The 18,733-nt window shown below is 65.3% G+C and carries 19 protein-coding genes; 12 read left to right on the forward strand and 7 right to left on the reverse strand.

The window, feature by feature from the left end; all coding sequences use genetic code 11:
• Position 1: 1 nt before the first annotated feature.
• From AC5Y5Z_RS12190 to AC5Y5Z_RS12205, 4 genes are read right to left on the reverse strand one after another with little or no spacing between them, the layout of a single operon-like run.
• On the reverse strand, positions 2-1,684 hold the full coding sequence (locus AC5Y5Z_RS12190; RefSeq protein ID WP_499925327.1) for a nitric oxide reductase activation protein NorD: 1,683 nt from the start codon (positions 1,682-1,684) through the stop codon (positions 2-4).
• 11 nt (positions 1,685-1,695) lie between these two features.
• Positions 1,696-2,514, reverse strand: a complete 819-nt coding sequence (locus tag AC5Y5Z_RS12195; RefSeq protein ID WP_499925328.1) for a CbbQ/NirQ/NorQ/GpvN family protein — start codon at positions 2,512-2,514, stop codon at positions 1,696-1,698.
• Between the two features lie 4 nt (positions 2,515-2,518).
• Positions 2,519-3,685 carry a spirocyclase AveC family protein gene (locus AC5Y5Z_RS12200; protein ID WP_463827675.1) on the reverse strand — a complete coding sequence of 389 codons (1,167 nt, stop codon included), beginning with the start codon at positions 3,683-3,685 and terminating at the stop codon, positions 2,519-2,521.
• A 44-nt stretch (positions 3,686-3,729) separates the two neighbouring features.
• Positions 3,730-4,896, reverse strand: a complete 1,167-nt coding sequence (locus tag AC5Y5Z_RS12205) for a spirocyclase AveC family protein (protein WP_499925330.1) — start codon at positions 4,894-4,896, stop codon at positions 3,730-3,732.
• Between the two features lie 93 nt (positions 4,897-4,989).
• Here AC5Y5Z_RS12205 and AC5Y5Z_RS12210 point away from each other — a divergent pair, with 93 nt between their 5' ends.
• Both AC5Y5Z_RS12210 and AC5Y5Z_RS12215 read left to right on the forward strand, forming a co-directional pair.
• Positions 4,990-5,592 carry a TetR/AcrR family transcriptional regulator gene (locus AC5Y5Z_RS12210; RefSeq protein ID WP_463827677.1) on the forward strand — a complete coding sequence of 201 codons (603 nt, stop codon included), beginning with the start codon at positions 4,990-4,992 and terminating at the stop codon, positions 5,590-5,592.
• A 109-nt stretch (positions 5,593-5,701) separates the two neighbouring features.
• Positions 5,702-7,846, forward strand: coding sequence for a hypothetical protein (locus AC5Y5Z_RS12215; RefSeq protein ID WP_499925332.1), 2,145 nt, complete (start codon positions 5,702-5,704; stop codon positions 7,844-7,846).
• Here AC5Y5Z_RS12215 and AC5Y5Z_RS12220 read toward each other — a convergent pair whose 3' ends face one another.
• Entirely contained in the window at positions 7,847-8,512 is a 666-nt protein-coding gene (locus AC5Y5Z_RS12220) for a TetR/AcrR family transcriptional regulator (protein ID WP_473139089.1), read from the reverse strand. It lies immediately after the preceding gene.
• Positions 8,513-8,702: 190 nt separating this feature from the next.
• Between AC5Y5Z_RS12220 and AC5Y5Z_RS12225 the strand changes: the two genes are divergently transcribed.
• The 5 genes from AC5Y5Z_RS12225 (at position 8,703) to AC5Y5Z_RS12245 (ending at position 12,826) form a co-directional block, all read left to right on the forward strand.
• Positions 8,703-9,500 carry a spirocyclase AveC family protein gene (locus tag AC5Y5Z_RS12225; protein ID WP_473139088.1) on the forward strand — a complete coding sequence of 266 codons (798 nt, stop codon included), beginning with the start codon at positions 8,703-8,705 and terminating at the stop codon, positions 9,498-9,500.
• A gap of 8 nt (positions 9,501-9,508) precedes the next feature.
• A complete protein-coding gene (locus tag AC5Y5Z_RS12230; protein WP_499925334.1) occupies positions 9,509-10,699 on the forward strand; it encodes a cytochrome P450 in 1,191 nt (396 codons plus the stop codon).
• A 76-nt stretch (positions 10,700-10,775) separates the two neighbouring features.
• The gene (locus AC5Y5Z_RS12235) at positions 10,776-11,225 is read left to right on the forward strand and encodes a universal stress protein (protein WP_473139086.1); all 450 of its coding nucleotides are present in this window, start codon (positions 10,776-10,778) and stop codon (positions 11,223-11,225) included.
• Between the two features lie 123 nt (positions 11,226-11,348).
• On the forward strand, positions 11,349-11,843 hold the full coding sequence (locus tag AC5Y5Z_RS12240) for an LppP/LprE family lipoprotein (protein ID WP_463827683.1): 495 nt from the start codon (positions 11,349-11,351) through the stop codon (positions 11,841-11,843).
• Between the two features lie 155 nt (positions 11,844-11,998).
• The gene (locus AC5Y5Z_RS12245) at positions 11,999-12,826 is read left to right on the forward strand and encodes a lytic transglycosylase domain-containing protein (protein WP_473139273.1); all 828 of its coding nucleotides are present in this window, start codon (positions 11,999-12,001) and stop codon (positions 12,824-12,826) included.
• Positions 12,827-12,843: 17 nt separating this feature from the next.
• On the opposite strand, the gene AC5Y5Z_RS12250 is transcribed toward AC5Y5Z_RS12245, so the two are convergent.
• A complete protein-coding gene (locus tag AC5Y5Z_RS12250; protein WP_463827684.1) occupies positions 12,844-13,068 on the reverse strand; it encodes a hypothetical protein in 225 nt (74 codons plus the stop codon).
• A 148-nt stretch (positions 13,069-13,216) separates the two neighbouring features.
• Between AC5Y5Z_RS12250 and AC5Y5Z_RS12255 the strand changes: the two genes are divergently transcribed.
• From AC5Y5Z_RS12255 to AC5Y5Z_RS12275, 5 genes are all read left to right on the forward strand, one after another.
• A complete protein-coding gene (locus AC5Y5Z_RS12255; protein WP_499925337.1) occupies positions 13,217-14,119 on the forward strand; it encodes an oxygenase MpaB family protein in 903 nt (300 codons plus the stop codon).
• Between the two features lie 7 nt (positions 14,120-14,126).
• Entirely contained in the window at positions 14,127-14,420 is a 294-nt protein-coding gene (locus AC5Y5Z_RS12260) for a hypothetical protein (protein ID WP_499925338.1), read from the forward strand.
• A gap of 86 nt (positions 14,421-14,506) precedes the next feature.
• Positions 14,507-15,520, forward strand: coding sequence for a TIGR03617 family F420-dependent LLM class oxidoreductase (locus tag AC5Y5Z_RS12265; RefSeq protein ID WP_499925340.1), 1,014 nt, complete (start codon positions 14,507-14,509; stop codon positions 15,518-15,520).
• An 80-nt stretch (positions 15,521-15,600) separates the two neighbouring features.
• Positions 15,601-16,737 carry an acyl-CoA dehydrogenase family protein gene (locus AC5Y5Z_RS12270; protein ID WP_499925341.1) on the forward strand — a complete coding sequence of 379 codons (1,137 nt, stop codon included), beginning with the start codon at positions 15,601-15,603 and terminating at the stop codon, positions 16,735-16,737.
• Positions 16,734-17,693 (forward strand): LLM class F420-dependent oxidoreductase, encoded by a 960-nt coding sequence (locus AC5Y5Z_RS12275; protein WP_499925342.1) that lies wholly within the window; start codon positions 16,734-16,736, stop codon positions 17,691-17,693. Before AC5Y5Z_RS12270 ends, AC5Y5Z_RS12275 begins: the two co-directional genes overlap by 4 nt.
• Here the strand turns inward: AC5Y5Z_RS12275 and AC5Y5Z_RS12280 are convergent.
• Positions 17,690-18,712, reverse strand: a complete 1,023-nt coding sequence (locus AC5Y5Z_RS12280) for a dihydrodipicolinate reductase (RefSeq protein ID WP_499925464.1) — start codon at positions 18,710-18,712, stop codon at positions 17,690-17,692. The genes AC5Y5Z_RS12275 and AC5Y5Z_RS12280 overlap by 4 nt on opposite strands.
• Positions 18,713-18,733: the final 21 nt, after the last annotated feature.

Genomic DNA, 18,733 nt, shown 5'->3' on the forward strand with positions numbered 1-18,733 from the left:
TTCAATGTCGTGTCCTCGCAGTGGGGTTGGGCGCGGCCAGTTCGCGCAGGGAAGTCAGGAACAGTTCGTCCATCCGGCCGCTCAGATCGGCCAGCGTCGGCGCTCCGGCGAAGCCCGCGGAGCCGAAGACACGTTCGAGCTCGATGGTCGCGGCGCCCGAACCGATCGAAAGGCAAAGGCAGGCAACGCCGTCGGCGCGGAGTTCCTCGAGCGCTTTATCGGCGTCGGCTTCGGCGTAGCGGCCCTCGTAGCCGTGGTCGTAGGGATAGCCGTCGGACAACACCAGCAGCAATTTGTTCGGTGTGCCGGCCTGGGCTTTGAGGATTTCGCCCGCGCCGCGGATCCCCGCCCCGAGCCGGGTGTAACCCTGGGGTCGCAGTTGGTCCAGGCGGGCCTTGCCGATGGCGCCGAAACGCTGCCCGAACCCTTTGATCATCGGCAGGTGCACGGAGTGCCGGCCTTGCGAGCGGAAGCCGTAGACCGCGACGCGGTCGCCGAGTTCTTCGAGAGTGACCGCCAAGGTGGCGGCCGCCCGACGCTGATGGTCGTGGACGGCCAGCCCCTGCGGATCGGTGTCGGTGCCCGACCCGGACGCGTCGACCAGGATGAGCACGCCCAGGTTGCGCGCCAGCTTGCGGCGCTCGCAGTACACGTTTTCCGGTGGTGAGTGACCGGACCGCAGATCGACGAAAAGGTCGATGAGCGCCTCGATATCCACCTCGTCCCCGTCGGGGCGACCGCGAAATACCCTGGGCCCGAGGCCGACCCGAGCCAACCGTCGGCGCAACACCTCGTCGCGGGTGATGCCGGCTTCGACGGTGTTCCCGCCCGTGGCGCTCAGCGGGAAGTCGATGACCCGGCACCACTGCGGCCGGTAGCGCTTGCGGTGGACATCCCACTCCGGGTGCAGCGCCCCGCCGACGCCCACCGCAGCGCCGGGATTGCCGTCGTCGGTGAACTGGATGCGGGTGGGCAGCGGCCGGGCATCCGCTCCGACCGCTGCCCGCCGGATCGCGCGGACCTGCATTTCAGCACCGGCGTCGGCGTCGTCTCCGCCGCGCGAGGAGCCAAGCAGCTTGCGCAGGTAGTCCGAGACCGTCCGCGACGCAACGAGGGGATTGTCGAACAGTTTGAGGATCTTGCTTTCGCGGTGCGGCCCGTCGTCCTGGTCATCGTCGGTCGCCGGGGACTCGTCGACTTCGGCGGCCAGCTGCAGTTGGATGTCGGTGGCCCGCCCACCGGTTCGGGGGGACGCGCTGAGTAACCGCGCGGGTTTGATGACGCCGAACCACGACGGCGGATCAGTGACTCTGCTACGGCCCTTTGCTATTTCGAGCGACTCATCGGCACTTGCGGTGCTGCGCGGGTCGATGCCCCGGCAGAGTTCGGCCGCCAGCGGAACGCGGTCCGCGAGTTCGGTGAGTGCGCGGGTGCCTTCCAGGGCCAGGTAGCGGCGTGCTGTCGAGGGCCGGGCGCGCAGACCCTTCACCAGCCGCGGGTGCAGACTCCCTGCGCCCAGTAGCGCACTCTGCAACAGCATTTCGCGCCGTTGTTCGGCAGCGGGGTATCCGGGCGACACGAACACCACCCGCCCGTCGGTGTGGGGTCCGGTGCCGGCCGGTGCCTCCGCAATGTCGACGGACCTGCCCGCCACGAACGTGGCCAGCAGCGCGAACCGGCTCACGTCTGACGCCGTCACGGCGCGGGCAGCACCGCGTCGACGAGCTCACCCAGGGCGCGGACCACTTCCCGGTCGTCGGACAGCACGCGAACCACCGCCGACTCGACGGCACAGCGCAGGCTCAGCCCCTCGGCGATCAGGCCGCCGGCCAGGATCAGCATTCGGGTGGAGGAAACTTCGCCCAGCGGGGAGCCGTCCAGGTTCCTGATCGCGTTGCCGAGCCGGACCAAGGTGCGCGCGGTCGCGAGGTCGATTCCGGATTCGTAGGCGACAACCTCTATTTCGATGTCGGGCGGCGGAAAGTCCAACTCGATGGCGACGAAACGTTGCCGGGTCGACTCCTTGATGTTCTTCAGGACGCTCTGGTAACCGGGATTGTAGGAGATCACCAACTGAAAATCCGGAGCGGCCGGCAACGTGGTGCCGAGCCGGTCGAGCGGTAATTCGCGACGGTGGTCGGCCAGGGGATGGATCACAACCGTGGTGTCCTGGCGTGCTTCCACCACCTCGTCCAGGTAGCAGATGGCACCTTCGCGCACCGCCCGCGTCAATGGCCCATCCACCCAGACGGTTTCACCGCCCTTGAGTAAAAATCGGCCTACCAGGTCCGCGGATGTCATGTCTTCATGGCCGGCGACGGTGATCAGGTTGCGGCCTAGCTCATGCGCCATGGCTTCGACGAACCGGGTCTTGCCGCACCCGGTGGGCCCTTTCAGCAACACCGGCAGACCGCGTCGGGCGGCGGCCCGGAAGACCTGTACTTCCTCACCTACCGCTCGGTAAAACGGTGTGGTGCAACCGGATTGAACTTCCACAGGCACCCCGTTAGTCATCGAGTCACTTTCCCCGTTCCACCGGCACCGTGTTCGGCAGCCCTACGCCGGGCGGCAACACAAGCTTGCCGTCGGTGTTGATGTAGCCGGATCCCTTGCGCGGCATCGGCAATGCCGGATCCGGGCACGGCCGATCCGTGCCGTCTCCGCACACTCCCATCAGGAAGTAGGACCGTTTCAGGACGTCGTCGGGCCACGGTTCGGCGTGCATGGCGAACCATTGCGCGGGCAGGTTGTAGAACACGAAGAAGAATGCGCTGCACGCGGCGAAGATCGCCAGGAAGCGGGTGAATTGCTGTCGGAAGACTCCGCCTTGGATGCGATCGAGCCCCCGTTCGACGAAGGTGCGACCGCGGTCGTCGGTGAAGTAGCGCAGGCAGCACAACCCGGCCTGCACACCTCCCCACATCAGTCCTTCGTACACCGGCCACTGGTAGTAGGTGTCGGGGTTGATCGACAGGGACCGGATCGCACCGGGGTAGGTGAAGAGCCCCATTGGCATCAGAAAGAGTCCTTCGATGACGAAATCGAAGAAGAACGCCCACACCGCAACGACGCCCAGTAGACCCACGTTGCTGATGTTGGGCCACCGCGACTTGACCTTGCGCATCACCCAGCAACCGAGAATCGTGCACAGCAGGACGAACGAGTAACCCGGCGCGTTCATCAACAGCGGCTCGGCCATCATCCGGCCCGGTTCACCGAACGACTGCCAGCCGGGAACGTTTTGCACCCACGAGCCGCGGTTCCACATCCAGGTGTTGTAGGTGCTCCAGGTGTTGAAGTAGTTCAACAGCGGATCCTGAAAGAAGATCAGGCCGCAGGCGACCAGCAGCATGCCGTCCAGCGTGACCCGCCGTTCTCGCCGCCAGGGCCGCACGATGAAGTGCCAAATGGCAACCGGCCAACCCACGACGATCACGGCCGTCCAGGTCGTGAGGATGACTTTCATGAACGTCGGCGGATCACTGGGCCCGGCGGGCACCCGCTCGAAGTTGGGTCCGCTGATCCAGCTGATCCAGACAAACAGCTGGAACGCCAGGATCGCGCCACCGGCGGCTGCCCAGATCCGGACCGGTCTGGTTGGTCGCGGTCCCGGCACGCTGAGTCCGGCGGCGCTGCCGAGCCGTTCGGTGGTCACCGGCGCGTTCTGGTTCATCAGATCACTCATCGCGGGAGCCTCCTGCCATCGTCACATCAGCTCTGTCCGGCAACTCATTTCCCTCGTTCGAAGGGGACGGTCTGTGGTACTCGAACGCCGGGTGGGAGAACCAGCTTGCCGTCGGTGTCGATGTATCCCGATCCTTTGCGCGGCATCGGTAGCGCGGGGTCGGGACAGGGCTGGGTCGTCCCGTCGCCGCAGATTCCGCTGACGAAGTACGAACGCTTGAGCATGTCCTGTGGCCAGGGGTCGGCGTGCATACCCATCCACTGCGCGGGAACGTTGTAGAGGAAGAAGAAACACGCGCTCACCGCGGCGAAGATCGCCAGAAAGCGGGTGCACTGTTGTTTGACGAATCCGCCTCGTACCTGGTCGATTCCACGTTCCACGACGGAGCGGCCACGGTCGTCGGTGAAGTAGCGCAGACAGCACAGGCCCGCCTGCACGCCGCCCCACATCAGTCCTTCGTAGACCGGCCACTGGTAGTAATGGCCGGCATTGATCGAAACAGCCCGAATAGCACCGGGATACGTGAACAGCCCGGTGGGCAGCAGCAGGCAACCCTCCATGACGAAGTCCAAAACGAACGTGAACAGGTATGTCACGCCGATCAATCCGAGGTTGCTGAGATTCGGCCATCGCGCTTTGATTCTGCGCATCACCCAGCAGCCGAAGATGGTGATCAGCAGAACCCCGTAGGCGTAGCCCGGCGCGTTCGTCAACAGCGGTTCGGCGACCTGACGGCCCGGCTCGTCAGGTGACACCCACCCCGGTATGTGTGAGGACCACGAACCCCGGTTGAACAGCCAGCTGTTGTAGGTGCACCAGGTGTTGAAGTAGTTGAGCAGCGGGTCCTGGAAGAACATCAGCCCGGTGGACACCAGCAGCATGCCGTCCAGGGTGATGCGGCGTTCCCGTCGCCACGGCCGCACGATGAACCACCACAGCGCGAACGGCAGCGCCAGCCAGAGGATCACCGCGTTCGCTATCAGCGGCACTTTCATGAACAGCGGCACGTCCGTCGGACCCGCTGGGACCCGCTCAAAGTAGGGCCCTGTGATCCAGCGGATCCACACGTAGACCTGCAGAACGAGCAACGCTCCGCCGGCGACCGCCCACAGTTGCACCCGTTGCACCTGAGCCTGGGCGCCGAAATCGGCCACGTTGCCGGCCGACTCGGCGACGGCAGGCACATCCTGCTGCCTCAGCGATTCACTCACGTTGGGTCCCCTCGGTTACTGATCCATCGGCAATATACCTATCGGTATCTGAATGAACAATGAGCATCTCAGATCCTGTGGCACAATCACGGCATGGCGGAGCGGTGGACGCGAGAGCGACGACTCGAGCACACCCGTGCTCTGCTGGTGGATGCTGCGCAGGAAGTGTTCGCCGAAAAGGGTTTCACCGCAGCGACTCTCGATGACATCGCTTATGCTGCCGGTTACACCAAGGGCGCGATCTACAAGCATTTCGCCACCAAGGAAGACCTGTTCCTCGCCGTGAGTGACCGGTACTGGCGCCGCTATTTCGACAACTTCGCCGACGTCATGTCGACGTCCACCCAGATCGGTGCACACGAACTCGACGACATCGCGGAGCGATGGCGCCAACTGAGTCGTGACCGCGGCGCCGAACATGCCGCGCTGGGCCACGAGTTCACCCTGTATCTCCTGCGCAATGCTGAAGCGCGCGAGCGGGTGGCCGCCAAACGCTCAGAGGTCGTCGAGGCGCTGAGCAAGTTCATCGTCGAGGGCATCGACCGGCTCGGCGGAGCGCTGCTGATCCCGCCGTTGACGTTCGCCCACGTGTTGGTGGCCACCACGGATTCGGTGATGTTAGGCAGTCAGCTCGACGACGTCGACCTGTTCCGGCCGGTGCTGGAAATGTACGTGTCGGTGATCAAGTTGCCGTGATGCCGGTCCGCATCCCGGCGGCGCCTGACTCAAGACGGTTCTTTGTGGGTACAGAAAGCGCGAGCACTCCGTTCAGAATGACGCGCAGCAACCGCACCGGGAGGTTGACATGCATCGCCCCGACACGATCATCGAGATCCATCGTGAACGCGTCCAGGACCAGACGGCTGACATGGTCGGCGGCGACAAGTACACCGAGTCCGTCGACGGTACCGGCTATTCGGCGACCGCGACGCTGGACCTGACCCTGGATCGGGTCTGGTTCATCCACGACGCCCAGCAACGCCCGTGGCAGGAAGAGGTCGACGGAGATCTCCGTGATCCATTGCGGCACTTCGCAATCGACCTGGCGATCTTCGACTCGAAGATCGTCATCGACTCGGTAAGCTGCATCCCGCTGGTGCCGCTGCCGCCGGTGACGATCACCATCCCGGACGGTCCCCGCAAAGGGGAGTCGCGGGAAATCCCGTACAACGAGATCCCGCTGTTCGGCCGGCTGACGATCCACGACCAGCTCGAGCCCTATGAGATCGAGCCCGGCAAACAGACCATCGCGTTGAATCTGACCGTGCAGGACGCACCCGTGCTGGTGGCTTCCCCGCCGGCGGACGAGTACAGCGGGCGGCTGTACGGATCGGACCTGGAACGCCGCTCCGACGGTCATACGGTGTTCGCCGGGCAGGACCCCCGGGTCAGCTGGGAACTCGACTACGCCGAGGCGCACTGGATCACCCACAGCATCGCAGGACAACTCATGGTGAACATGGAGCGGCTGCAGCACCCCATGACATCCGACGAGGAACTACGAACCCGGGTGCTCGACTCGCTGGCTGCCCAGATCGCCGATGCGGTCCGTCCCAAACTCGCCGAGGAGGGCGAAGACGGCATCGTCAAGATCATGCCGACGCCGGTCGAGGTGGACCCCGAGTCCGACGACGACACCACATTCAAGGACCTCGACGTAATGGTGCAGCGTTTCGAGGTCGGCTCCGGTTCGGACGCAATCACCCACGAGTCCTTGGTGATCCAGCTCCAGACGCTGCGCGAGCTGCCGTCCGGGGAGGAGCTGCCCGCCTCGATCCTGGCCGAAAACCCGCGTGAGAAAGCTGGATTGGCGGTCACCGGGTGGAGCATCCTGCGACAGGTCCGGGACACCGTGATGAAGAACTTCGGCCTCGAGGAAAGTGACTTCGTCGCCGAGGTGCCGTGTCTGCTGGAGGGACCGAAGACGGTCAACATCGGTGGCGAAGATCGCAACCTGGACGGGCTCACCGCAGACATCTTGCCGCGAACCGGGGAGGGCCGGCTGGTCATCGACGGCACCGTCAGCGCGGACACGAAGCTCTACGACTTCAAGGCCAATTTCAAAGTCACCTACGAGATGGGTCTCGACGACATCCCGCGCGACCCCGATGAGACCGAGACCTGGTACGCGGACCGCGAATCCGTCGAAAGCCTGGAGCGCTCGCTGAGCGCGGCCGGCGAGAAGAAGCGCGCCGGAGAACTCGACGAGAAGGACTACGAAGCGATCGTCAAGCACGTCAACGAGCAATTCGATCGGCTACCCCGGACCGTCGGGGTGCGTCCGACGCAAAACCCGCCGGAGCCGGAAGTGGACGCCGACTTCAGCCTGACGCTGGCCGGTAAGACCGCGACGGCCGCCGGCGCTGCCGCTGTGGTCGGCCTGCTTGCGCTGCCGGTCACTTGGGCGGTGGGGGCCGGCGTGGGCGCCAGCGCCGGCAGTGTGCTGACCCTGGCGATCGTGAACTACGTCAGCACGTTGCTGACGATCGACTGGTTCGGTGCCGGATTGGGGTCGCGCGAGGTCAGGAAATCGCTCAACGACCGTCCCGAGGGGACGTTGCTGCCGCCGATCGGGATCCCGATCGACGCCAATTTGAACCGGCAGCGTCTTGCGGTCTACTTCCGTCCGGTGCCGTCGAAGCTATGGGTCGACTGCGTCACCACGACCTCGAGCGACGAGGACAGCGACCGCGAGGAAATCCGGCTCATCGGCGGCCGGTGGCCGACCGACGGCCAGCCGTGGAAACTGTCCAGCGACGACGCGATCCTGTACGCAAATTCGGGCGAACTGCAGCTTTTCGTCACACCGGACAACGCCGCCGGCGACGAACTGCAGATCAGCGTCGCCACCGCCGCGGACGACCAACGGATTCTGCAGACGGACGGGGCGGGACCCGCAGCCCTGCACGAGTTGCCCCGGTGCAGCGAGGCGGCAGAGCCCGCGCAGTAGTCAGGTGCGGTGCAGGAAACCGTGCAGGGTCGCCTGGACGAGTTCGTCGACAATGACCTCGCGCGAGGGTTGTTCGTCGCCGAAGTAGGTGGAGCGCAGCGCGACCATGCCGACGATCATCGCCACCGTCGAGTGCGCCGGCAGGTTGGGCTGGCTGGACTTGAACCCGCGTAGCCGGGTTCCCTCCGCACTGATCTGGCCCAGTACCGCGAGTGCCGCCCGGATATCGGCCATCCCGGTGCCGGCGAATTCGTCCTCGCTGAAGCCTTCGGAAGCCAACAGGGTCAGCAGCAGGCCGCGGTGTTCCACCAGCACGTCATAGAGTTGTCCGACGAAAAGCCTTGCCAGATCCTCTTCTTTGGTCTCCTCGGGGACGACCGCTTGCCACGTCCGGCCGAATTCGTGCACGAAGGTCGTGAAGGGTACGACGAGGGCTTCCCGGAACAGGCCGGCTTTGGAGCCGAAGTGGCGGAAGAGCAAATATTCGCTGACTCCGGCGGCTTCGGCGATCTCCCGGGTGGTGGTGCTCCGATAGTCCTGCCGGGCGAACAACTCCCGTGCGGCATCGAGCAGTAACCGGCGCGGTTCGCCGCGGGGTCGGCGCAGCGGCGCAACGGTGGCTTGCGTCGCAGCCCGCTTCTTCTCGGGCGCAGGTCGCGGGGACACGGTTATTCACGATAGTCCCTTGACCGATCGCTTAGAATAGTGTCCACTATTAAAAGTCTACGGGAAGGGGCGTGGCGGTGGGCGCAGTCATCATGCTCGGCACCCTGTTCGGCTTGATCGTGTTGATCTTCGGCGCGGTCTATTACTTCGACCCCGAAGCGCGTGGCGGCGACCGTGACGAGCCTGTCCAATGAACGACGGCCTGACGCCGCTGCTCACCGGCGCGGTCATCTTCGGGTGGGGTAGTGGCATCGCGTTCACCGCCGCGGGTGTGTATCTGAGCGTCCGGCAGCGTCGGCTGCACCCGCTGCTGCTGCTGTGCATCTCGGCGATCTCGTTCTCCTGGATCGAGGCACCCTACGACTGGGCGATGTATGCGCAGTTCCCGCCTGCCCTGCCGCGGATGCCGTCGTGGTGGCCGCTGAACATGACGTGGGGTGGGCTCCCTTCGTCGGTACCGGTGGGCTACATAGGCTACTTCGTGCTGCCCGCCGTGCTCGGCGCCGCGCTCGGGAAAAGGCTTGTGGCCCGGTTTGATTGGGCCAACAGGCTAGGGAGACCGTTCACCCTCCTGATCTCCGGCTTCGTCGTCGGATTCTGTTGGGCGTTCGTCTTCAACGCTTTCCTCGGCGCCCGGCTCGGTGTCTTCTATTACGCGTACGTGATTCCCGGGTTGGCTGTTTTCGAAGGCACCAAGCACCAGTATCCGATCTATGACTCCATCGCCCTGGGCGTGCAGATGATGGTCTTCGCCTACCTGCTCGGGCGCACCGATTCCTTCGGCCGCAACGTCATCGAAATGTGGGCCGAGTCGAGGACGAAGAACCGCGTCAAGTCCGCCGCCCTGTCCATCGGCGCGGTGATCCTGATCGGAAACCTGCTCTACGGCGCGGTATTCGCGCCCCATCTGATCACGATGCTGGGCGGCTACGTGACCTCGGGGCCCAATGAGCAGCTGTTCCCCGGTGTCCCGAACCAGCCTCGATAGGAACATCGATGGTCCAGACCGCGCAGCTCTACTACGACCCGTTCGATCACGACATCGACGACGATCCGTACTCGGTGTGGAAACGGATGCGTGCCGAAGCGCCACTGTATTTCAACGACAAGTACAACTTCTACGCGCTGAGTCGTTACGCCGATGTGGCGCCCGCACTGCACGATTGGCAGACCTACCGGTCGGGCCGCGGCACCACTGCCGACATCCTGTTCAGCGGCCTCGAAGTACCGCCGGGGATCCTGCTGTTCGAGGATCCGCCGCTGCACGACCTGCACCGCAAGCTACTGTCGCGGGTATTCACCCCGCGCCGGATGCTGGCCGTCGAAGATCTGGTGCGTGAATTCTGTTCGCGCGCACTGGATCCGCTGCGGGATGCCGACGGCTTCGACTTCGTGGTCGATCTGGGCGCGATCATGCCGATGCGCACCATCGGGTACCTGTTGGGCATCCCCGAAGGCGAGCAACAGGTCATCCGCGATCGCAACGACCACAGCATCACCGTCGGTGCGCAGCAGGGCGATATCAGCGCCACCATCTTCCAGGACTCCATCGCGCTGTTCGCCGACTACATCGAGTGGCGCGCCAAGCATCCGTCCGACGACTTGATGACAGAGCTGCTCAACGCCGAAGTGGAAGAGCAGGACGGGACCCGTCGCCGGCTGGACCGCACCGAAGTCCTGGCCTACACCGCGATGATCGCAGGCGCGGGCAACGAAACCACCGCGCGACTCATCGGATTCATGGGCCAACTGCTCGGCGAACATCCGGATCAGCGTCGCGAGTTGGTCGCCGATCCTTCGCTGCTCGGATCCGCGGTGGAGGAGACCCTGCGCTACGAGCCGCCGTCGCCGGTGCAGGCGCGGTACGTAGCTGCCGATGTCGAGCTGTACGGGCAGACCGTCACCGCGGGCTCCTACATGCTGCTGCTCAACGGGTCGGCGAATCGTGACGAGGCAAAATTCGCCAACCCTGACCGCTACGACATCCACCGCAAGGGTGGCCACCTCAGTTTCGGCCAGGGGCTGCATTTCTGCCTCGGCTCGGCGTTGGCGCGTCTGGAGGGACGCGTCGCCTTCGAGGAGGTCTTCAAGCGGTGGACTGACTGGGAGGTCGACTACGGCAACGCCCGCCGGGCCCGGACATCCAGCGTGCGAGGGTGGGCGCAGCTGCCCGTCAGGACCGCCTAGCCGACCGGATCGAGCAAACTTGTTTGGTTCGTCCCGTCAGGGGCTAGTAAATGGTCACACCTTCGGGAGGATTCCAATGAGCAACTACAACGTCGTGGTAGTCGGTACCGACGGGTCTGATACGTCGCTGCGCGCGGTGGATCGGGCTGCGAAAATCGCCGCCGAGTCGGAGGCGACCCTGATCGTTGCTTCGGCGTATCTGGACGACGGCGACGACGGCGGGACGGCACCTGACCAGGCGCGCGACGAGAAATACCGCACCGAAGGTAACGCGCCGGTCTACGAGCTGCTGCACAAGGCTGCCGACCGCGCGCGCGAGGCCGGTGCCACCAAGGTCGAGGAACGCGCCGTGGAGGGTGCACCGGTCGATGCGCTGCTGCAGCTCGTCGAAGACGCGAATGCTGACCTGCTGGTGGTCGGCAACGTCGGTACCAACTCGCTGGTGGGTCGGGTCGTGGGCTCGGTGCCGCGAGCCGTTTCCAAGCGCGCGAAAGCTGAAGTGCTGGTCGTGGAGACCGAAGACTGAGACTGATCGGCAGGACCCGCAGGGTCACTTCTTCGACACAATGTCGCCACGGTCCTACCACCTGAGATGCTGCCGCGCGACCATGGGTGCAGCCAACGGGGAGGCCGCCAACAGGGAGGCAATGTGTCGATACGCATGATTGTGCCGGCGGCGCTGATCGCCGCGTTCAGCGTGCTGAATCCACTGTCGGTGCGCGCGCACGCCGACCCGGCGTGCGGGGTCAACCTGGCAGCGCCGGAGATTCAAGCCGCGGTCAAGTCGCTGCCGGCCCTGCCGGACAATTCCGGGTGGGATACCAACACGCACAGCTTCGATCCGAGCAGCAACTACAACCCGTGCACCACGCTGTCGACGGTGATCGTCACCGTCCTGGGTGCTACCGGCAGTTCGCCTGACCTGGCTCTGCTATTCCACAAAGGCGCTTTCGCCGGTGTCGCCACCTCGAAGGCGTATCCCTTCACATCTTTGAACGCCGCCAAGACCACCGACGACACCGTCACCCTGGACTACAAAGACGGCCGCAACGTATGCACCGCATGCCCCGGACCGATCACCACCGTGCGTTATCAGTGGCAGGGCAACCGCGTGGTGGCGCTGGACCCCGAACCGGCCTGGTAGACCCAGCGACCGTAGCAAGCTTGGCCATTTGCGTCGCAGCGGACAAGATGGAGGGCGGAAATACTCCCGCATCAGCGCTGAAGGTCGAGAACATGGTGATAGCCCACAGTCCGTATCGGCTCCATTTGTTGCGCTGCGGCGCAGCACTTTTCGTGATGATGGCCGCGCTCGGGCTGGTGCAGTACGCGGCACCGGCGCTGGTGCTCGGGCAACCGGCGCTGGCCGCTGACCCGGCGCAACTGGCTCGGGATCTGGTCGCCGACGAGCAAGCGCTGCGCGACCCGTCGTCGTCGGAGGCGGTGCTGCAGGCCGCGGCGTTGCGTGAGCAGGCCGCCTACCGTGCCATCGGGCGCCACCCCGAGTGGGAGCCGGTCGTGCGACCGCTCATTCCGGCGCAGCTCAGCGGAATCTACAACCTCAATGTCGACGCGCGGCACCACCTGCAGGCGTTGAACGCAGGCGAGGCGAAGCCGACGTTGCCCGCCTGGCGGATCGACCCGCCGGCGCCCGCCGCCGAGTTGCTCAGCTACTACCGTGCGGCCGAGGCGGCCAGCGGCGTCGGCTGGAACTATCTGGCAGCGATCAACATGGTCGAGACCGACTTCGGCCGCATCTCCGGGGTGAGCACCGCGGGTGCGCAGGGGCCCATGCAATTCCTGCCGTCCACGTTCGCCAGCTACGGCCAGGGTGGCGACATCCGCTCACCGCGGGACAGCATTATGGCGGCCGGCCGGATGCTTGCGGCCAACGGTTTCGCCGGCAATCCCGACGGCGCCATCTACAGCTACAACCATTCGAGCAACTACGTCGGAGCCGTCAAGGACTACGCCGCTGCGATCGGCGGCGACCCCGCCGCCTTCGCCGCCTACCACCGGTGGGACGTCTACTACCTGACCACGATGGGTGACGTGCTGTTGCCCGTCGGGTACGCCGCATCCGAACGGATCTCCGCGGCCGAGTACCTGGCCGGCCATCCGCAGTAGAGCGCAGGCGTCGGACGTCAGGTCATGCAGACGTTGGAGAACAGCAGCACCGGCCACGACACGATGGAACCCAGAAACGACACCACCGCGTCGGCGCCGTGCAGCTGGTGCAGGTGCGAGGTATGCGTAACCGACCAGACGAGGCCCACCAACAGGTAGGGGACGCCAACGATGACCGCGAGGCCGATCAGCTCGGCGACGGTCATCTTGTAGTCGAGTAGGTTACGAAGTGCTGTGAGCATCGGGTGGCTCCCGGCTGCGACGGCGTGTGTAGTCACCGAACATGTTAACCATAGTTCGAGCGGACGTTGCTCACTTCTCGCGGTTGTGAGAACCTGACAATGGCTGCTGAGCTCAGGTTTCAATTGGATCGGGCGGGAGGTTCGGTTAATGACAGTTTCGCCCGAACCGTCGTTGGAACCTCCGGTGTTGGCCCTCGAGGACACTCGCATCCGGGTCACCCGGCAGACGGCCCGCTGGACCGATCGGCAAGTCCATGTCCGCGAAGCGATGGACTTCTGGTCGTTCGCGGCAGGCGCGGCGAATGTGATCATGCAGTTGTCGCGGCCGGGAGTGGGCTACGGCGTGGTGGAGTCCAAGGTGGATTCCGGCAACCTGCTCAAGCACCCGTGGAAACGCGCGCGCACCACCTTCCAGTATCTGGCCGTCGCGGTCTTCGGGTCCGACCGGGACCGCGCCGCGGTCCGCGAGGCCGTCGACGGCGCGCACCGGCAGGTCCGGTCCACGCCGGAAAGTCCGGTCCGCTACAACGCTTTTGATCGCAACCTGCAGCTGTGGGTAGCCGCCTGCCTGTTCGTCGGGTTGGAGGACACCTATCAGTTGCTGCGCGGCCCGATGAATGCCGAACAGGCAGAACAGTTCTACCGCTCCGCGTGGACATTGGGCACCACGTTGCAGGTGCGCGAGGATCAGTGGCCGCCGACTCGGGCAGCCTTCGACGATTACTGGGTCCAGGCCTGCGCGCACGTCGAAATCAGCGACACAGTTGGCCGATATCTGCACGAGCTGATTGATCTGCGGATGATCAATCCACTGCTGCGGTGGCCGTTTCACCGCCTGCTGAAGTTCCTGACCACCGGCTTTCTCGCCCCGGTTTTCCGGGAGGCTCTCGGTGTCTCGTGGAGTGACGCCAGGCAACGGCGTTTCGAAAGGTTGTTCCTGCTGGTGGCTTTCGTCAACCGGTTCCTGCCGCCGTTCATCCGGCAAGGCGGCAGTCACGTGCTGCTCCTCGATGTGCGCCATCGGGTTCGGCGCGGCCGCCCGCTGATTTGAGCGCACGATGACGCAATCACATGGCAGCGTAGGCAGAGTCGAGGTGGGCCTGGACCGGTTGCGCCGGCTGTTGGATCACCGGGTCAGCATCGCGGCGCTGATCGAAGCGGCTGTGTGGTTGGCGATTCCTTATCTGTCGGTGGGCCTGGTGTGGGCCTTCCTGCACGCAGAACAGGTTCAGCAGATTGAGACGCGACTGGCCAAGGTGATGCCGGCCGGTGCTGACGTCGGGGCCTTCGGGGTGGTGACGGCGCTGTGGCCGGTCTCGATACAAATCGCGAATTCGTGTCCTGCGCCCTGAATTCGCCTGGTGCATAGCCGAGTACGCGCGTCGCTGGCACCGTCATGTCGTAGGGTTGGCCCGATCAGAAGGGAATCGTGGCTGGCGTGAAGGTACATCTGCAGGTAGAGGGCGCACCGGACAAGGTGCGTGACAGCGTGTGCGAGATCGGTGAACTGGGAGCCGACGGCCTTTTCACATTCGAGGGACCCCACGACGTGTTCTTCCCGCTGGTCGTGGCGGCGGGGGAGGCCGACCTGGAGTTGATGACCAATGTGGCGATCGCCGGGCCGCGCAGTGCGGTGCATCTGGCGCACTCAGCCTGGGATCTGCAGTGCTACAGCGGCGGGCGATTCCGGCTCGGTCTCGGGTCGCAGATCAAAGCGCACATCGAGAAGCGGTATGGAGCGCAGTGGGGCAAGCCGGCGAGCCGGATGGCTGAGCAGGTCGCCGCGATCAAGGCGATCTTCGCAGCGTGGGAAGGTGAGGCGCCGTTGAAGTTTCGGGGTGAGTTCTACACCCACACGTTGATGCCGCCCAACTTCAACCCGGGCCCGAATCCTTATGGCCCACCGCCGGTGTTGATGGGTGCGCTCGGACCGCTGATGACCCGCAAGGCGGCGGAAGTGGCTGACGGACTGCTGGTGATGCCGTTCAACAGTGCGCGACACCTCGCGCAGCGGACCGCGCCGGCGCTGGCCCAGGGGTTGCAGGAATCCGGGCGGTCGGTTGCCGATTTTCAGGTGATCGCGCAGGCGATGGTCGCTGTCGGTGGTACCGAGGCGCAGCTGGCGGCAGCTGTCGACGGCGTCGCTACCCTGATCGCGTTCTACGGTTCCACACCCAATTACCGCCCGGTGCTGGAGGTCGAGGGCTGGGCCGAGTTGCAACCGCTTCTCAACGCCATGTCCAAGACGGGTGACTATGCCGGTATGCGGGCGTTGATCACCGAGGAGATGGTGCGCACCATCGGTATCGTCGGCAGTCCCGACGAATGCGCAGCTGAGATCGAAAATCGTTTCGGCGCAATGGCTTCCGATGTCTGCTGTTACTTCCCGTTCTACTCGCCGAGTAGGGAAGACCTGGCCGACCTGGTCGGCAGCTTACATGCGTCCCGATAGTAGGCGACCGCACTCGAACGGCGGGCGATGAATCGTCGGGTGTTACTTTTGTTGCACCCTCACAGTCACCGGAGCCTCCAATGACACCGGGCAGCGATGCCGACAGCATCGAACTCCTTGCCGAGAAGGTCGCCCAGTACGCGCGGGAGCTGTCGGCCGACATCGACAACGAGCGCAGGCTTCCCCCCGAGCTCGTCGCCCGGCTCAATGACCTCGGGTTGCTGCGCGCCACCATGCCGCGCGAAGTCGGCGCGCTGGAACTCGATCCCGGGACCGCGCTGCGGTGCGCCGAGACGATCGCGCGCGGTGATGCGGCAACCGGATGGTGCGTATCGATCGCGATCACCAGCGCGCTACTGGTCGCCTACCTGCCGGCGGGCGCCCGCGAGGAGATGTTCGGGGACGGCCGCGGTATCGCCGCCGGGGTGTGGGCGCCGCGCGGCACCGCGAAGTCGGTCGACGGCGGAATCGTGGTGACCGGACGTTGGCCGTTCTGCAGCGGAATCACCCACGCCGACATGCTGTTTGCCGGCTGCTTCGTCGACGAACGGCGCGTGCCGTCCGTTGTCGCACTACCCAAGAGTGATCTGACGGTCCTTGATACCTGGCATACCCTGGGCCTCCGCGGCACCGGCAGCCACGACACCGTCGCCGACGAAGTCTTCGTACCTGTGGACCGGGTGTTCTCGGTGTTCGACGGCCCGACCGTCGACCGGCCGCTGTACCGCTTTCCGGTGTTCGGTTTCTTCGCGTTGTCCATCGGCGCTGCGGCACTGGGTAATGCGCGTGCCGCCATCGACGACCTCGCCGAGATAGCTGGTGGCAAAAGAGGACTCGGCTCCACCCGGACCCTGGCCGAGCGGCCGGCGACTCAGTCGGCGGTGGCGACCGCCGAGTCCGCACTCAGCGCGGCACGCGCGCTGTACTACGTCACGGTCGAGGAGGCGTGGCAGGCCAGCCAGGACCACGACCCGGTGTCGGTGACGCTGCGCAACCGGCTACGGCTGGCGGCCACGCACGCCGCCCGGACCGCCGCGGACGTGGTCCGTGCCATGTACGACCTGGCCGGCGGCAGCGCTATCTATGACAGCTCGCCACTGCAGCGGCGGTTCCGCGATGCGTTCACCGCCACCGCGCACTTCCAGGTCAACGAGGCATCGCGCGAACTGCCCGGCCGCCTGCTGCTCGATCAGCCCGCCGACGTGTCAATGCTGTGACCGACATCGAAGTCGTCCTGCCGTACTGGCTCGACCGTCCCGATACCGAGGCGCTGGACATCGCGCAGGTTGCGTCGGAGAGCGGATTCGATGCGCTGTGGATCGGTGAGATGGCCACCTACGACGCATTCGCGCTCGCCACTGCAATCGGTTTGCGTGCAACGGATTCAACGCTCAAGATCGGTCCGCTGGCCGTCGGCGTGCGCGGTCCGGTGACCTTGGCGTTGGGGGCGAGCACGGTCGCCGCACTGACCGGCAACCGGATCGATCTCGCGCTGGGGGCCTCCAGTCCGGCGATCGTGGCCGGCTGGCACAACCGCGACTGGTCCCACCATGTGGCCGTCATGCGCGAAACCATCGAATGCCTGCGGCCGATACTGGGCGGCGCCCGCGCCGACTACAGCGGACGACACGTCAGCAGTCACGGCTTCCGGCTGCGCAATCCTGTACCCGAGGCGCGAATTGCGTTGGGGGTGTTCGGTTCGGGCATGGTCGCGCTCGCGGCCCGGCACGCCGACGAGGTGGTGCTCAACCTCGCCTCGCCCGCCCGCGTCGCGCAGGTTCGGGCTGCGCTCGAGCGCGCAGCGGGTGACCGTTCCGTGCCCCGCCTCACGGTATGGGTGCCGGTCGCCCTCGATCCCGGTGCCGGCGCGCATGCTCAACTCGCCGGCCAACTGGCGGTGTATCTCGCCCCACCGGGCTACGGCGAAATGTTCAGTGCCCTCGGGTTCAACGACCTCGTCGTAACGGCGCGAGCAGGCGCGACCAGGCGCGAACTGGCGGCTGCCATTCCAGTGCAGTTGCTGGCCGAAGTGGGTGCGTTGGGCTCGGCCGAGCAGATCAGGACGCGGGTGCGCGCGTACCGGAAAGCCGGCGCCGACTGCGTCGCGATTGTGCCGTCGACTGCCGAAGACCCGGGTGGCCGGGCCACCCTGAGTGCACTGTCGCCAGGCTAGCGAGTGCGCCCAAACCCGTTGTGGCTGCGGATCAATGGCAGTGACGCGCTGGTTGCGAAGCCGGCGGGTGCCTGGCATATCGCCGGCACCGCGTTGAGGACCTGCATAGCGGTAGCGACACTGGCCGACCTGACGTGTTCGGCCATAGTGGCAGCGCGGGTGAAACTTTCCAGCGCGAAAAAATGGGCGCGCATGGAAGGATCGCCCTCAATCGTCAACGTCCAACCGTGCTCGGGTTTGGGCCAGTGTTCCGGGTATTCACCGCCCACCGTCCACAGCGCCTCGATCTCGATGAGTGTCTCCCCGGCTCTGCGCCCCGACCACGTCCAGCGTTGGCCCGCAGTGGATCCGGCGAGCAGCGCATGCTCGAAAATCTGGTGGTCGGCCTTCGCGGGGACCGCTTCCACCGCCGCCACCACCTCGTCGATGTCAGCTCCCATTTCGTCGGCGAGAAACCAGACCTGGTTTTCGAACAGGCCGCTGTTGAAGGCCAGAAGGTCGGTCGCAGTGGGGCTGATCTTTTCGATCGGCTGACCGAAAGCCATGTTGTCGAACGTGATCGAGGTGCTCTCGTACACCGACCAATCGGCCCGCTCCTGCAGGGTGATCTTGTCGATGGTGCGGCTCATGCCCGACAACGCCAGAGGTAACACCCCGGACAGGTTGCCCGGATTCAATCCACTGCCATGCACCGAGGCGTTGCCGGCCTGGCAGGCGGCGGCCACGCGGTCCCGCTCGGCTGACGGGATACGCCGGGGATGGAACAAGAACGCTGTGGTGGCAACGTTTTTACCGCTCGACAGGATGGCACACACCTCGTCCAGGCTGGCGTTGCGTGGCGTGTAGAGCACGCAGTCGGCGTCGAGGGCAAGAATGTCGTCGACGGACGTGGTCGCGTGTACTCCGATGGCGTCACGCCCCAGCAGCGTGCCGATGTCGAGGCCGTCCTTGTCCCCGGAATACACCCGGGCGCCCACCACCACCATGTCGTCGCGGTGATCGAGGACGGTAGTGAGTATTTCTCGGCCCACAGTGCCGGT

It is taken from the genome of Mycobacterium sp. NGS29, from assembly GCF_059812965.1.

Coding starts and splice junctions, on each gene's coding strand:
- AC5Y5Z_RS12260 (WP_499925338.1), top strand. CDS start 14,127: ATGACGCAATCACATGGCAGCGTAGGCAGAGTCGAGGTGGGCCTGGAC.
- AC5Y5Z_RS12250 (WP_463827684.1), bottom strand. CDS start 13,068: ATGCTCACAGCACTTCGTAACCTACTCGACTACAAGATGACCGTCGCC.
- AC5Y5Z_RS12210 (WP_463827677.1), top strand. CDS start 4,990: ATGGCGGAGCGGTGGACGCGAGAGCGACGACTCGAGCACACCCGTGCT.
- AC5Y5Z_RS12255 (WP_499925337.1), top strand. CDS start 13,217: ATGACAGTTTCGCCCGAACCGTCGTTGGAACCTCCGGTGTTGGCCCTC.
- AC5Y5Z_RS12230 (WP_499925334.1), top strand. CDS start 9,509: ATGGTCCAGACCGCGCAGCTCTACTACGACCCGTTCGATCACGACATC.
- AC5Y5Z_RS12235 (WP_473139086.1), top strand. CDS start 10,776: ATGAGCAACTACAACGTCGTGGTAGTCGGTACCGACGGGTCTGATACG.
- AC5Y5Z_RS12225 (WP_473139088.1), top strand. CDS start 8,703: ATGAACGACGGCCTGACGCCGCTGCTCACCGGCGCGGTCATCTTCGGG.
- AC5Y5Z_RS12200 (WP_463827675.1), bottom strand. CDS start 3,685: ATGAGTGATCTGATGAACCAGAACGCGCCGGTGACCACCGAACGGCTC.
- AC5Y5Z_RS12270 (WP_499925341.1), top strand. CDS start 15,601: ATGACACCGGGCAGCGATGCCGACAGCATCGAACTCCTTGCCGAGAAG.
- AC5Y5Z_RS12245 (WP_473139273.1), top strand. CDS start 11,999: ATGATGGCCGCGCTCGGGCTGGTGCAGTACGCGGCACCGGCGCTGGTG.
- AC5Y5Z_RS12215 (WP_499925332.1), top strand. CDS start 5,702: ATGCATCGCCCCGACACGATCATCGAGATCCATCGTGAACGCGTCCAG.
- AC5Y5Z_RS12195 (WP_499925328.1), bottom strand. CDS start 2,514: ATGACTAACGGGGTGCCTGTGGAAGTTCAATCCGGTTGCACCACACCG.